This window comes from Thermobifida halotolerans (assembly GCF_003574835.2).
In the GTDB taxonomy this organism is placed as follows: domain Bacteria; phylum Actinomycetota; class Actinomycetes; order Streptosporangiales; family Streptosporangiaceae; genus Thermobifida; species Thermobifida halotolerans.
The window spans coordinates 1,881,670-1,895,939 of the sequence record NZ_CP063196.1; the positions used below are offsets into that span (position 1 = coordinate 1,881,670).

At 71.8% G+C, this 14,270-nt stretch carries 13 protein-coding genes; 5 read left to right on the plus strand and 8 right to left on the minus strand.

Annotated features, from left to right (window positions below; translation table 11 throughout):
* Positions 1–230 precede the first annotated feature (230 nt).
* The 4 genes from NI17_RS08355 (at position 231) to NI17_RS08370 (ending at position 3,908) form a co-directional block, all read left to right on the plus strand.
* Entirely contained in the window at positions 231–560 is a 330-nt protein-coding gene (locus NI17_RS08355) for a YciI family protein (protein ID WP_234401872.1), read from the plus strand.
* Positions 557–1,804: an RNA polymerase sigma factor gene (locus NI17_RS08360; protein WP_119267795.1), complete on the plus strand. Its 1,248-nt coding sequence runs from the start codon at positions 557–559 to the stop codon at positions 1,802–1,804. The genes NI17_RS08355 and NI17_RS08360 overlap by 4 nt, the downstream gene beginning before the upstream one ends.
* A gap of 163 nt (positions 1,805–1,967) precedes the next feature.
* Positions 1,968–3,554, plus strand: a complete 1,587-nt coding sequence (locus NI17_RS08365) for an MFS transporter (protein WP_119267796.1) — start codon at positions 1,968–1,970, stop codon at positions 3,552–3,554.
* Positions 3,555–3,617: 63 nt separating this feature from the next.
* Complete coding sequence (locus NI17_RS08370) at positions 3,618–3,908, plus strand: putative quinol monooxygenase (RefSeq protein ID WP_068690657.1); 291 nt, start codon at positions 3,618–3,620, stop codon at positions 3,906–3,908.
* Between the two features lie 169 nt (positions 3,909–4,077).
* Here NI17_RS08370 and NI17_RS08375 read toward each other — a convergent pair whose 3' ends face one another.
* The 8 genes from NI17_RS08375 to NI17_RS08410 all read right to left on the minus strand — a co-directional run bounded on the left by NI17_RS08375 (position 4,078) and on the right by NI17_RS08410 (position 12,952).
* Positions 4,078–4,878 (minus strand): TIGR03084 family metal-binding protein, encoded by an 801-nt coding sequence (locus NI17_RS08375; RefSeq protein WP_068690660.1) that lies wholly within the window; start codon positions 4,876–4,878, stop codon positions 4,078–4,080.
* 246 nt (positions 4,879–5,124) lie between these two features.
* A complete protein-coding gene (locus NI17_RS08380) occupies positions 5,125–6,168 on the minus strand; it encodes a carboxymuconolactone decarboxylase family protein (protein WP_068690662.1) in 1,044 nt (347 codons plus the stop codon).
* 31 nt (positions 6,169–6,199) lie between these two features.
* The gene (locus NI17_RS08385) at positions 6,200–7,855 is read right to left on the minus strand and encodes an FAD-dependent oxidoreductase (RefSeq protein ID WP_243597665.1); all 1,656 of its coding nucleotides are present in this window, start codon (positions 7,853–7,855) and stop codon (positions 6,200–6,202) included.
* Complete coding sequence (locus NI17_RS08390; RefSeq protein ID WP_068690664.1) at positions 7,852–8,418, minus strand: DUF5987 family protein; 567 nt, start codon at positions 8,416–8,418, stop codon at positions 7,852–7,854. The genes NI17_RS08385 and NI17_RS08390 overlap by 4 nt, the downstream gene beginning before the upstream one ends.
* A gap of 56 nt (positions 8,419–8,474) precedes the next feature.
* The gene (locus NI17_RS08395) at positions 8,475–9,824 is read right to left on the minus strand and encodes a cytochrome P450 (RefSeq protein WP_068690666.1); all 1,350 of its coding nucleotides are present in this window, start codon (positions 9,822–9,824) and stop codon (positions 8,475–8,477) included.
* Between the two features lie 4 nt (positions 9,825–9,828).
* A complete protein-coding gene (locus NI17_RS08400) occupies positions 9,829–10,809 on the minus strand; it encodes a DUF1702 family protein (RefSeq protein ID WP_119267518.1) in 981 nt (326 codons plus the stop codon).
* A 136-nt stretch (positions 10,810–10,945) separates the two neighbouring features.
* Positions 10,946–11,917 carry a DUF1702 family protein gene (locus tag NI17_RS08405; protein WP_119267519.1) on the minus strand — a complete coding sequence of 324 codons (972 nt, stop codon included), beginning with the start codon at positions 11,915–11,917 and terminating at the stop codon, positions 10,946–10,948.
* A 207-nt stretch (positions 11,918–12,124) separates the two neighbouring features.
* The gene (locus tag NI17_RS08410; protein WP_267887188.1) at positions 12,125–12,952 is read right to left on the minus strand and encodes a helix-turn-helix transcriptional regulator; all 828 of its coding nucleotides are present in this window, start codon (positions 12,950–12,952) and stop codon (positions 12,125–12,127) included.
* A 661-nt stretch (positions 12,953–13,613) separates the two neighbouring features.
* Between NI17_RS08410 and NI17_RS08415 the strand changes: the two genes are divergently transcribed.
* Positions 13,614–14,270 carry a TetR/AcrR family transcriptional regulator gene (locus NI17_RS08415; protein ID WP_068690668.1) on the plus strand — a complete coding sequence of 219 codons (657 nt, stop codon included), beginning with the start codon at positions 13,614–13,616 and terminating at the stop codon, positions 14,268–14,270.

The following is a 14,270-nucleotide window of genomic DNA, read 5'->3' on the forward strand; positions in this document are numbered from 1 at the left end:
CAGCATCGTCGCACGGGGCCGCAGCGCTCTGCGTCTTCTGGAATGCTGCGTCGGCTCCGCGTATTGTCCGGCGACGTGCGGAGCGTCTTCCGGCGGTCCGCGCCCGGTCCTCTCCCCTTTTCCCGAGGTTTTTTGACAAAGGCGGGAACACTCGGCGGACCGGACGGGCATATCCGCCACGGCACCGCCTTCTGTAGTAGCATCGGCCCCGAGGTGGGAATGTGAAATACATGCTGATGATCTGCGGCGACGAGTCCTACTCCGCGGAACCCGCGGCCTCCTCCTCCCTGCCGGGGTGCGAGTCCTGGCAGAGCGAGATGAAGCGCAGGGGGATCCTGCTGAGCAGCGCGGGTCTGCGGCCGACCAGCGACGCCACGACCGTACGGGTGCGCGACGGCGAGACGCTGATCGTCGACGGACCGTTCGCCGAGACGAAGGAGCAGATCGGCGGGTTCAGCCTGATCGAGTGCGCCGACCTCGACGAGGCCCTCGAGGTGGCCTCGAAGCATCCCGCCGCGAGGTTCGGGACGGTCGAGGTGAGGCCGATCTGGGAATCGTGACCTCCGACGCCGAGTCCGTCGTCGCCAGCGCCTTCCGCGAGGAGTGGGGCCAGATCGTCGCGACCCTGATCCGGATCACCGGCGACTGGGACCTCTCCGAGGAGAGCACCCAGGACGCCTTCGCCTCCGCCCTAGAGCGCTGGCCGGTCGACGGGATCCCCCGCCGTCCCGGAGCATGGCTGACCTCGGTGGCGCGCAACCGCGCCCACGACCGGCTGCGCAGGGACGCGGTCGGCGCCGCGAAGCTGCGCGAACTCGCCCTGCTCGCCCGTGCCGACGGCGCCGCCGAGAACGAGGACGCCGACGGCGCCTTCCCCGACGACCGCCTGAGACTGATCTTCACCTGCTGCCATCCGGCGCTGCCCCTGGAGGCCCGGGTCGCGCTCACGCTGCGCTCCCTCCTGGGCTTGACCACGGCCGAGATCGCCCGGGTGTTCCTGGTCTCGGAGGCGACGATGTCGCAGCGCCTGGTGCGGGCCAAACGCAAGATCCGCAACGCCGGAATCCCCTTCCGGGTCCCGCCCCCGCACCTGCTCCCCGAACGGATCCCCGCGGTGCTCGGCGTGCTGTACCTGCTGTTCACCGAGGGATACGCGGCCACCTCGGGCACCGACCTGGTCCGCCGCTCCCTGTGCTCGGAGGCCATCCGGCTGACCCGCGTCCTCGCCGCCCTCATGCCCGACGAGCCCGAGGTCCTCGGGCTGCTCGCCCTGATGCTGCTGCATGACGCCCGCCACGCGGCCCGGGTCGACGACGCCGGCGACCTCGTGACCCTCGAAGAGCAGGACCGCACCCGCTGGAACGCCGCCGAGATCGCCGAGGGGGTCGGTGTTCTCGACCGCGCCCTGCGGCTCGGCCGCCTCGGCGGCTACCAACTGCAGGCGGCCATCGCCGCCTGCCACTGCACCGCCGTCGACCCGGCCGACACCGACTGGGCCCAGATCTGCGCGCTCTACGAACAGCTCGTCCGCCTGACCCCGTCTCCGGTGGTGGAGCTCAACCGGGCCGTGGCGGTCGGCATGGCCGAGGGACCGGAGGCGGGGCTGGCGCTCATCGAGAAGCTCGAAGCGTCGGACGCCCTGGCCAACTACCACCTGCTGCCCGCCGCCCGCGCCGACCTGCTGCGCCGTCTCGACCGCCTGGAGGAGGCCGCGGCGGCCTACCGACAGGCGCTCGACCTGGCGACCACCGACGCCGAACGCCGGTATCTCGCCCGCCGGCTGGCCGAGACCGTCGGGACGTGAGCCGTTGCGGGGGTCTTCGGGCGCCGCGCGGCGGCCCCCGCCGTCCGGGCCGCGGGGGCCGGGGAAGGAAAATCCGGGATTTTCTTCGGCGGACATGTCGGTCTGCGCCCACCCCGTTCGTCGGTAGGGCGAACGGACCAGGCGACACACCAAAGGATCTCTCATGGACACGAGCAGTCAGACCCCGCCTGTGCCGCAGGCGGGGCGGCGGGAGTGGCTCGGGCTGGCCGTACTCGCCCTGCCCACCCTGCTGTTGTCGATCGACCTCTCCGTCCTGTACCTGGCTCTGCCGCACCTGAGCTCCGACCTGGGCGCCAGCGCGGTCCAGCAGCTGTGGATCATGGACATCTACGCCTTCATGCTCGCGGGCTTCCTGATCACGATGGGCACCCTGGGCGACCGGATCGGCCGCCGCAGGCTGCTGCTCATCGGGGCGGTCGCGTTCGGTCTCTCCTCCGTGCTGGCCGCCTACTCCGCCACCCCCGAGATGCTGATCGCCGCCCGCGCCCTGCTCGGCGTGGCCGGGGCGACCCTCATGCCCTCGTCGCTGGCGCTGATCACCACCATGTTCAAGGACCCGAAGCAGCGCGCCGCTGCCATCGGCGCGTGGATGAGCTGCCTGATGGGCGGCATGGCGGTCGGCCCGGTGGTCGGCGGGGTGACGCTGGAGTTCTTCTGGTGGGGCGCGGTGTTCCTGCTGGGCGTCCCGGTGATGCTCCTGCTGCTGGTGGCCGGTCCCCTGCTGCTTCCCGAGTCGCGCACCCCCGAAACCGGACGCATCGACCTGCTCAGCGTGGCCCTGTCCCTGGCCGCCATCCTGCCGATCATCTACGGCATCAAGGAGGTGGCCGAGGACGGCTGGAGCCTGCTGGCCGGCTCGGCCATCCTGGTCGGCGTCTTCTGCGGCGCGGTGTTCGTACGCAGACAGTACGGGCTGGCCGACCCGCTGCTGGACCTGCGTCTGCTCAACATCGGCATCTACCGCAGCGCCTTCACCCTCAGCTTGCTCGTCGGCGCCATCCAGGGCGGAACCCTTCTCCTGATCAACCTCTACCTGCAGATGGTTCTCGGCTTCTCCCCGCTGCGGGCCGGGCTCTGGCTGGTCCCCACCGCCTTCGCGATGATCGTCATGACCATGCTCGCCCCGGCCGTGGCGCGCCGGGTCCGCCCGGCCTACGTCATCATGGTCGGCCTGCTGACCTCCGCCGCGGGCTACCTGGTGCTGACCCTGATCGACAGCACCGGCGGGCTTCCCGCGCTGGTGGTCGGCGTCGCGATCATCATGGCCGGGATCGGTCCCGCCACGTCGCTGGGCTACGACATGATCCTCGGTGCCGTTCCGTCGGAGAAGGCCGGGTCCGCGTCGGCCCTCACCGAGACCGGCGGCCAGTTCGGCGTCGCCCTCGGCATCGCGGTCCTCGGCAGCGTCTCCACCGCCCTCTACCGCGCCCAGATGGCGGTCTCGCTCCCCGCCGACCTTCCCGCCGAGGCCGCGGAGGCGGCCCGCGAGGGCATCCCCGGAGCCGTGGCGGCGGCGCAGCAGCTCCCCTCGGAGCTGGGTGAGGCGCTGCTGGCGGCCGCCCGGGAGGCCTTCACCGGCGGCCTGCACACCATCGTGCTCTTCGGCTCCCTCCTGTTCGTCGCCCTCGCCGTCCTCGCGGTCACGACGCTGCGGACGGTACCGCCCAGCGGCCAGGGGCAGACCGCCCCGGACTCGGCCTCCCCCTCGGCCGCCTCGACCGCCTCCTAGAAGCGCCCCGAGGAGCGCAGACCACTCCGGTTCCCGACATCCGACACCGTGAAGGAGACAACGATGCTGATCATCGCCGGCAAGCTCTACGTGGCTCCGGAGGACCGCGACAAGTACATCGAAAGCCACGAGGACCTGCTCCAGCGCGCCCGTAAACAGCCCGGCTGCCTGGACCTGGCCATCTCGGCCGATCCGGTCGAGGCGGGCCGGGTGAACATGTTCGAGCTCTGGGAGTCGGAGGAGCACCTCGCGGCCTGGCGGGAGGTGGCGAACGCCCCGGCGCCGGTCACCGAGTTCCTGGGTGGGGACATCCAGAAGTACCAGATCAGCTCGGTGGGTCCGGTGTTCGACTAGGGCCTGTCCGACGGACCGTCTCGGGCGGGCACCGCGCCGGTGGCGCGGTGCCCGCCCGCCGTCCGCAGTCGGCCGGGGCCGCCTCCGCGCGGCGGCTCCGAGCAGAAGAGGAGGGAGCGGCCCCGGAGTGCTCCGGGGCCGCTCCCTCCTCCGTGCGCGGTCCGGTCGGCTACCGCTCCGCCTGCGCGAACTGGCCCGGCCTGCGTCCCTCTCCGGCCGGTCCCCGGTAGGCCTGGGCGATGTCCAGCCAGTGGTCGGCCTTCTCCCCGACGGCGGTGACCGCGAGGTCGTCGCGGTGGCGTCGGCGGGTCACCAGCAGGCAGAAGTCGACGGCGGGGCCGCTGACCCGCTGGGACGCGTCCTCGGGGCCGAACGCCCACACCTCTCCCGAGGGAGCGGTGATCTCGAAGCGGAACTCCTCCTCGGGAGGGGTCAGCCCGCGCGCCTGGTAGCCGAAGTCGCGGGTCAGCACCGCGAACGCGACCAGGTGGCGGAGCCGGTCAGTGTGCTCCCGCCGGACGCCGAGCGCGTCCGCGATGTCCTGGCCGTGGCCGAACAGCTCCATGATCCCGGCGCTGGCGAGCACGGCCGGAGGAATGGGGCGGACCAGCCACGGCACCACCTGGTCGGGCGGGACGGCGGCGATCGCCTCGGCCGCGGCGGCCCGCTCCGCGCGCCAGCGCTCCAGCATCCGCGCGGGCTCGTCCATGAACTGGGCGAGGCCGACGTTGACCGCCGCGTCGAAGCCCGCCTTGGCTCCGGCGGTCATCGCCTTGAACTCCTCCGGCTTGCCCGCGGCCATCGCGGCGATGCGGAAGATGAAGGTCAGGTGGGCGATCTGGTGCGCGACCGTCCATCCGGGGGCGGGGGTGGGCCTGGTCCAGGCCTCGGCGTCCAGGTCGGCGACCAGGCGGTCGACTTCGTCGCCTTCCGCGTTCAGGTCGAAGACCACGTCCTTCAGTTCTGTCACGTGCCTGTCCTCTCGCCGGGTCAGCGGTCTTGTCGGGAATTCGGAAAACAAAGGGGGCTCGTGTCCGTCGGCGCCTTTTTACGGCCGGAGCCGTAATCGCGCGTTCTCGGGAATTCCTACTCCCGAATCCGTCGGTCGGCGGCGGCGGGGACGGGGGTCGGAAATCCGGATTTCCTGTTGGGACCAGAATGGATCGTCGGTGATTTCCTGTCTTCTCCGTCTGTGCCTTCTGCGCGGCTTCGCGGATCATTCGCCGACGACGCGCAGCGCCGCCGCCAGGCTCGCCCACGAGGTGAGTTCGACCAGTTCCCGGTCCCCGGGGCCCCGGGCCCGGAAGGCGTCGACGACGCCCTGGTCGACCTGGTAGGAGGCCAGGGCCGTGAGCAGGGCGAGGCGGCCCGCCGGACGCTCGTCGGCGGCCAGGCCCGCCACCGCCTCCTCGACCCAGGCGCGGCTGAGGCCGGGCGGTCGCCCGTCCCAGTCCGCCAGGCGTCGTGCGAGGAGGGCGCGGACCGCCGGGGGGACCGAGCGCTCGCCCGCCGCGTCGACGGCGGCGGACGCCCGGGCCACGGCCCCGGCCACGTGGGGGGCGGCACGGGCCCAGGACGGCTCCGCCGCCGGAGGGGCGGCGGGCAGCAGCGCCAGGGACCGGCCCGGCTCGGGGTCCCGGCCGCGCCCGGGACGGGTCAGCCAGCCGAGGAGGCGGCGGACGCCGGGCCGCGCCGACCCGGGCGTCCCCCGCGGTAGCGGGGAGTCGGGGAGGAACACGTTGACCATGCGGTTCAGGTAGTGGAAGGTGGCCGCCACCCCGACGAACTCGGAACGCTGCGCCTCGGTGAGCGGTGTCCCCGCCTCCCGCCGCGCCGCACCGGCGCGCGCCCATTCGGCGAGGGCGCGCAGGCGCGCGTCGGCGACCTCCTCGATCCGGCCCTCGGCGATCGCGGCGGAGTCGGGCGACCGGACCAGGCCGCCCAGCGTCGCGCCGTGGACCTCCACGCAGTAGGGGCAGGAGTTGCCCAGCGACACCGCGGCGGCGACGGCCTCCTTGGCCGCGCGGTCCGCCCGCCCCCCGGCGAGCAGCGTCTCGCGCAGCATCACCCAGGAGGCGGCGAGGACCCGGGGGGCGGGCGAGTGCAGCGCCACCGGGGGCGCGAGCATCCCGAAGTCCCGCTCCATCTGCGCGAAGACCTCGGCCACCAGGCCCGTCACCGCGCCGGGTCGGGCCACGCGCACGTGGCGGACCTGGTCCAGGGACCGGCGTAGTGCCGTTCGGACGACCGCTCGGGCCATCACGTGCTCCTTCCGGTCTCTCGCCGCTCCGCTACCGGTTCATCAGTTCGGCCGCCTGCGCGCCGGTCGCGCGTCGGCCGCTCGTCGCGCCGTCGGGCGCGGGCGCCCCGTAGACGACGTCGACGCCGCGCTCCCGGGCCGCCCGGACGATGCCGGGGACCGCGCGTTCGGCGAGCGCGGCGATGGTCATCGCCGGGTTCACCGTGAGCGCGCCCGGCACCGCCGAGCCGTCGGTGACGAACACGCCGGGGTGGCCGCGCAGCTCGTGCCGGTCGTCCAGCGCGGAGGTGGCCGGGTCGTCGCCGATGCGGCAGGAGGCCAGCGGGTGCACCGTGTAGGCGCCGACCAGGTCGTTGGTCCAGGGGGCCACCTCGGCCAGTCCGTCGCGCTCCAGGATGCTCTTGACGTCGGCGTCGGACTCGGCCCAGGCGCGCTGGGTGTTGGCGGTCGGGTGGTAGCTGATCGTCCCGTGGCCGAGCATCTGCTGGGAGACGCGGTTGGCGTTGCCCCTGGGCGGCGGCGGGCCGAAGACCCCCTCGTTGTCGTCCTCGATCATCGTGAAGATGATCAGCCAGGAGCGCCACCGCCGCAGCATCTCCTTCTTGGCCGCGCCGAACCAGCTCGGCCGGGGCGCTCCGGGGACCTGCGCGAGGATCGTGCCCAGCCCGGGAGGGAAGTAGAGCTGCTCCAGGGAGTAGCGGGAGTACTCGGGCAGCGAGCCGTCGAGGCGGTCCCAGGAGGCCACGCACGGTCCCCGGCCGATCTGGTAGCCCTCGTAGGCGCGGCCGTCGCCGCGGGCCAGGCCGAGCACGTCGCGGACCCGGTCCTCGTTGACGACGGCGGTGTTGAGCCGTTCACCGTTGCCGGAGAAGTAGCGGCCCACCGCGTGCGGCATGGCTCCCAGGTCGGGCTGGGAACGCTGCAGGATCACCGGCGTGGCCCCGGCTCCGGCCGCCAGCACGACGATCTTGGCGTCGATGGCGCCCTCGCCGGTGTGGACGCGGTAGTCCTCGGCGTCGACGACGGTGTAGTGGACCCGGTAGCCGCCGTCGTCGGTGCGTTCCAGCCGCTGCACCTCGTGCAGCGGGCGGATCCGGGCTCCGTGCGCGACGGCGGCGGGCAGGTAGTTGAGCAGCAGGGAGCGCTTGGCGTCGAACCGGCACCCGGACATCATCCAGTTGCAGTTCACGCACTTGTCGAGGTCGACGGCGCTGGGCACCGGGTTGGCGGTGCGGCCCGCGTGGTGGCAGGCCGCCGCCCACAGTCCGCCCGCGTAGGGTACCGTCCCCCACTCCTGGGTGGTGACCGGCAGGGCCTCGGCGACCCGGTCGTACCAGGGGTCGAGGGTGTCGCGGTCGATGGCGGCGGGCCACATGCGCCGGTTGACGCTGCCGCGGCGCTCGAACACGAAGCGGGGCGCGCGCGGCATCGCGGCGAAGTTGACCACGCTGCCGCCGCCCACGCAGTTGCCGCCGAGGACGCTCATGCCGTCTCCGACGACGAAGTCGAAGGCGCGGGTGTAGGAGGAGCCGAGGAGGAAGTCGTGGTCCATCTCCTCGCTCGACAGCCACGGGCCGCGCTCCAGGACCACGACCCGGGCCCCGCCCGCGGCGAGGTGGTAGGCGGGGATCGCGCCGCCGAAACCGCTGCCGATCACGAGGACGTCGGTCTTCTCGACGCTGGTCATGCGAGGCTCCCTGTGGAGTGGTCGGTGTCGGGGTGGACGTCGGACAGCCTGCGTCCGTAGGAGTGTTCGGCGAACCGCCACAGTCCGTCGGCGTCGGGCGTGCTGACGCCCATCGCGGTGAGTCCGGGGTGCCCGGAGGCGAGGGCCTGGCGGGTGTTCAGGTGCGCGGCGCTGTCGAAGGCCATGTAGCTGAACAGGGCGAGCAGGACCCAGAACGGCTTCTCCGGGTGGCCGGGGGCGGTCAGTGCCTGGACGAGGGCGGTGCGGTGCTCGAAGGGCAGGGCGACGAAGGGCGGCACGGTCTCGTCGAGTTGCAGTCCGTGCTCGGCCGCATAACCCAGGGCGTGCTTGGTGAGCAGGTCGGCGTAGTCGTCGAGGCCGTCGGCGATCCCCGTCGCGGGGGTCCGCAGCAGCTCGATCGCTCCCGCGGCCACGGCGCCGCCGCCCGGGGCGGCGCCGGCGATCGCGCGGTCGTCGGGGGAGCGCTTCTCCCCGGGCAGGACGGTGTCGGCGAACGCCTCCAGCGTCATCGTCCGGGGGTCGCTCGGCCGGGTGTCGGGCATGAGGGCTCCTTCTGGTCGTCTGGGGCGGAGTCGTCCGAAGGGCGCGGCGCCGTTCCTCAAGGCGCGGAGTGGACGGTCATGGGCAGTCCGCCGCGCACCCGCAGGGAGAGCATCGGTTCGGGCTCCGCCCTGCGTCCGGGGACCGAGGCCAGTCGCAGCTCCCGGGCCACCAGGGCGACCACGAAGACGGCCTCCATCATTCCCAGGGCGCTGCCCACGCAGAACCGGGGGCCTGCGCCGAAGGGGATGTAGGCGTAGCGCGGCCGGTCGGTCGGCCGGTCGGGGTCGAAGCGGTCGGGGTCGAAGCGGTCGGGGTCGTCCCAGAACCCGGGGTGCCGGTGCAGGGTGTAGGGGCAGACCAGGACGTCGGCCCCGGCCGGTACCGGGTAGCCGCCGACCTCGTCGTCGTCGCGGGCCACGCGCGGCAGGATCCACACCGGCGGATACAGCCGCATCGCCTCCTGGACGACCATCGTGGTGTAGCGGAGTCGGCGCAGGTCGTCGTGGCCGGGCAGCCGGTCCCCCAGGACCTCCACGGCCTCGGCGCGCAGGCGTTCCCAGGTCTCGGGAGCGCGGTCGAGCAGGTGGAAGGTCCAGCTCAGGGTGCTGGCGGTGGTCTCGTGTCCGGCGAGCATGAGGGTGACCAGCTCGTCGCGCAGGCGCTGGCGGCCCTCGGCCCCCAGCCTGGTCAGCGGCAGCAACCGCGAGACCACGTCGTCGCCGTCGCCGTCGGGTCGGGCCAGGCGGTCGGCCACCATCCGGTCGACGGTCTCCTGGAGCCGCCTGCGCGCCCTGCGGAACCGCAACTGCTGGGGCAGGGGGACCCACATCGGGACCAGGCCCATCGTCACCACCTCGAACATCGCCTGGTCCTGCACGGCCTCGAAGGAGGGGCCGGCCGACTCCAGGGCGGTCAGGTCGGTGTCGAGCAGGGTGCGTCCGAGCACTCCCAGGGTCAGCCGGGTCATCTCCTCCAGCACGTCGACGGGCCGTCGGTCGCCGATCCGGCCGCGCAGCCGGGCCACGAGCGCGGCGGCCTCCTCGGCGACCGCCCCGGCCCGCGCGGCGATGCGCCTGCTCTGGAAGACGGGCTGGATCATCCTGCGCTGTTCGCGCCAGAGTTCACCGTCGCTGGTGAGCAGCCCGTCGCCGAGCGCCCGCCGCGCCTGGACCTGGCCTATCCCCTTGCGGTAGTTGCCGCTGTTGTCGGCGAGGACGTGCTTGGCGTGGTCCGGGTGGTTGAAGACGTACAGCTTCTTGGGCCCGATGGTCAGCAGGGCGGCGTCGCCGTACTCGGCGGCGGTGGCCATGAGGGCGAGCCGGTCGCCGACGAGCCTGCGGAACAGTGCCGGGGTGGCGCTCCTCGGCGGTCCCGGCGGGACGCGGCGGGCGGAGGTGGCCGTCATGGTGCTAGCACCTCCCCCGTGCGGCGAACTCGTCGGCGATGCGGCCGCGCCACACCTCGTAGGCGGGCGTGCTGTCGCGCTCGTCGGCCACCGGTCCGGTGGGGCGGAGGTCCTCGGTGATCCGGGCCGCCTCCTCGGGGTCGGTGCCGCAGAAGACCCGCGTCGCCACTTCCGTGTGCGGGATGAGGAGTCCGGCCCGCACGCGGGCCTGCGCGGCGAACGCGCTGCCCTGCGCGACCCTGGGCCGGTGCGCTCCCGCGCGGTCCCAGAAGGCGAGCAGCTCCTCCTCGTCGCAGCCGCCCGCGTAGGTCGCGGCCAGACCCGCTCCCGCGTACAGGTCGGCGTGCCGTCCCTGGGGGAACTTCTCGATCAGGGCGGCGGCCTGCTCGGGATCGGTGCCTCCCACGAACCACAGCGCGCGGCCGATCCCCTGGTCGATCGCGTGGCCGACGTACCACTGGTGGGCGGCGACGGGCCACCGGAGTCGGCCGTCCCGGCGTTGCTCGTGGACGTACCTGTCGGTGTGGAAGTAGGCCTGGTGGAATCCGTAGCCGTCGAGGAGGAGCCACCGCAGCAGCGGGTCGTGGGCGCCGATCCGGGGTCGGCGGGGCCTCGGGAGCCGCGCCATGGCCCAGCCGACCCCGATGTAGGCCATGTAGACGTGGTCGGCCCCCCGGCCCGCCAGGAGATCCGCGGTCCGGTGTCCGCCGGGGGTGAGGGCGTCGAGGACGGCGCATCCCATGGCGGCTCCCTCGTAGGCGAAGCCGCGGAACCGCCTGGGCACCTCCTCCAGACGGCTCTCCGCCTCGGCGGTGGAGCGCGCCTCTACCGCGTAACCGTATCCGGTCAGGAATGACTCGCCGACGGTCTCCAGCAGCTCTCGGGCGGCCTCGCTCTTCTTGTGGAAACCGCGCCTTTCGAGTTTCGTCTCCAACAGGCTCGGAGTCAGAATTCGACGCCTCAGGGTCCGCAGAAAATCGACCAAAGCACTCGCCCCCGTCGGGGTGGTCAGGTTCTGAAGTAATTTCGACCAATTCTGTCCGCGCCGCGGATTTTGCGTCTACTCCGAATTTGCTGGGCCGCCGGCGCGCCCCGGTGCGCTCCGGTGCGCTCCGCTCCGGTCAGCCCAGGCTTTCGCGTATGTTCCGGCGCCACAGCTCGTAGGCGGGCTCGGGACCGGGCGCGTCCGCGGGGACGGCCGTCGTGTCGGCGAGCGCGGCGGCCTGCTCGGCAGACAGTCCGGTGAGGAGCCGGGTCGCGGTCCCGGTGTGCGGGGGCACGAATCCGGCGTGGGTGCGGGCCTTGGCGGCGAAGACCGCGCCCTGTGCGGCCTGGATCCGGTGGGTGCCCGCCCGTTCCCGCAGTTCGGCCAGACCGTCCTCGTCGCAGCCGCCCGCGAACGCCGCCGCCAGTCCGACGCCGCTCCACAGATCGGGTCTGCGGCGTTCGGGGAAGCGTCCGACCGCGGCCGCGACGTCGCGGGGGCGGGCGCCGTGGATGAACCACAGCGCCCGTCCGATCCCCTGGTCCACCGCTCTCGGGAAGTAGTCGGGCCTGCCCTGCCAGGGGTAGGGCCTGGGTTCGCGCTGCTGCGCGACCCAGCGCCGGGTGCCGAAGTAGGCGAGGTCGAATCCGTAGCCGTCGACCGCCAGCCAGCTCATCACCGGATGGTAGGGGCTTCCGCTCAGGTCGGGAGTCGCTCTGCGCCACAGCGGTCGCGGCAGTCTGGCCATCGCGAAGCCGATCCCGATGTAGGCGAGGAAGAAGTGGGGCCGTCCCGGCCCGAGCATCAGGTCGCGGGTCATCCCGCCGCGTCCGGCCCCCATAGCGTCGCGGACGGTGAAGGCCATCGTGACGCCCTCGCAGGCGAAGCCGCGCAGCTCGGGCTCCACCAGGGCCAGTCTGCGTTCGACCTCCCACAGGTCGGGCGTGTCGATCCCCCATTCGAATCCGCAGACCACCGCCTGCGGGATCGCTTCGAGGTGTTCGGTCGTCTCGGGGGAGGCGGCGGGGAAGCCGCGTCTGCGGAAGGTCACCTCGGCCAGTGGCGGCGTCAGCAGGAGCCTGCGCAGCGAGCCGATGACGGTCGGCATGGTTCTCCGTAGGGTGTCGGGGCCCGGTGGGCCCGGGGTGGCTGATGGTCGCCCGCCCCACGCGCTCGGGAGAAGCGCCGCCCTCCCCGTTCCCGTCGGCGGGTCGCTGTCGCCGTCGGGACTCTCCGTGGGCCGCACACCAGAGGCGCGGGGCCCACGGAGGCGCACGCCGGACGTGGCGGGTCGGTCGGGCCGCCGTCGCCGGGGTCAGGCGGCAGCCTGCTGGCGCTCGTAGTAGCGCTCGACTCCGTCGTTCGCCTGCCGCGGAAAGGCACTGGAGGCCAGGGTGACGGCGATCGGGGGATCGACGGGCTGCAGCCTCCGCATCTGCACGCCGAGGCGGGTGACATGGCCGGCGGTGACCGCGACCGGGTGCCGGACGTCTCCGATGAGCACCTCCCCGGAGCCGGGTGCTCCCCCGACCGGCTCCGCCACCGCGATGGCCACCCAGTGGCCGACCGGGACGTCCTCGATGAGCAGTCGCGCCGTTCCCGTCCCGGTCCAGGCCTGGCAGGCGACGGGCGCGCACTGCGGGATCGGATCGGCGAACACCCCCACCAGGACGTTGGCGTTTCCCGCCCACGGTGGCAGTTCGACGGTGTACTCGATCGAGCCGCCTCCGGGGTGGTTCCGGGCGTTGCGCTTCTTCGCCTCGCGTGCGAGGTCGACCGGCGGCAGGCGCTGGAAGTCGGGGGAGACGGCGAGGACCAGCTCCCTGACATCGGGGCGCCGGTACTGCGTGGGAGACATCCCCACCTCCTGGGTGAACCTGCTGGTGAAGGTGCCCACGCTGTTGTATCCGACACTGCACACGATGTCGGAGACGGTCAGGGAGGTGGTGAGCAGCAGTCGCTTCGCCTCGAAGAGCCGGATCGCGGAAAGGTATCTTCCGGGGGTTACCCCGATGGTCTTGGAGAACACTCTTGAGAAGTGGTACGGACTGACGAAGACCTCTGACGCGAGACTGTTGAGGGTAAGAGGATCGAAGTATCTCTTGTGAATGGACAGAACGGCTTGCTGAATTGCCTCTCGCACTTTCTCCCCTACCCGAACGGAATATGACCGGAAAACCAATTCCCAACAGAGAAGAAATCCATTCGAGGCGGCACCCCCGCCCCCACCCAGACAACCCCTCCCCAGTCAAATTCCCAGACAAATAAATTTTCCCTCAGGTGGAATTCTTTCAACCTCTCACCTTCGGAATTCCTTGTGTACGTTAGCGCACCGATCAACCGAAGGTAAATACGCCCCACTGACCCCAGCAACATCCGAGAAGCAGAGGAGACACCCATTCAGTGTGAAGTCATTTAATTACTCTCTGGAGTATTCACAGGAAGAAACCCCCCTCCCCGAGGCGGCCATCCCCACCCCCACCTCCTTTTGTAAAGAATCGTGAAACCTTATAAATACTTCCCATATGCTTTCGTTGATGTTACGGCGCCCTCGCCGACCATGTTTGACGGCTCTCACTCCAGGGAATACAGATCAATTCCACGGATCACAGCCCCGCACGGCGGACCGCCCGTCGACCGAGAAGCGTCGGCGAGGCAAAACACAAGAGACGGACAGGAAACACTCTCTGTATTTCCCGCATTCGGTGCCCGCGGATTGGCCGGACCACGCCGCCGGACTCACGGGAGCGGAACTCAGCCGACTGGGAGAAAACCGCGCCTCCGCCCCGGGCGAGACTGCTGGTGTGAGTCCTCGACGTTCCGACCCCAGCACGCGTCCCACGCTGATCGACACCGCCGCCCGGCTGCTCGCGGCGGAAGGCCCCCGGGCGCTGTCCGCCCGCCGCGTCGCCGTCGAGGCGGGCAGTTCGACCATGGCGGTCTACACCCACTTCAAGGGCATGGGCGGTCTGGTGCGCGCGATCGTCCACGAGGGGTTCCTCCGCCTCCAGGAACACCTCACCCGGGTGGAGCGCACCGACGACCCGGTCTCCGACATGGCCCTGCTGGGCAGGGCCTACCGCCGCAACGCCCTGGCCAACCCGCACCTGTACACGGTCATGTTCGGCGGCTGCTCGCTCTCGGGCTTCTCCCTGGACGAGGAGGACCGCCAGCACGGGCGCTACACCCTGCGCAACGTGACCGAGTGCGCGGACCGCTGCATCGGTCGGGGGCGGTTCCGCAACGGCGACGCCGAACTCGTCGCCCACCGGATGTGGAGCGCGATCCACGGCCTGGTCGTCCTCGAACTCGGCGACTACCTCGTCGCGCCCTACGGCGCCGAGCGCTGCTTCGAGGACCAGCTCGTCGGCCTGATGGTCGGCGCCGGCGACACGCCGGAGGCCGCCACCGCGTCGGTGGCGGCCTCCGGAATCCGCTTCGCGCGCGGGGAGAGCGGGTGA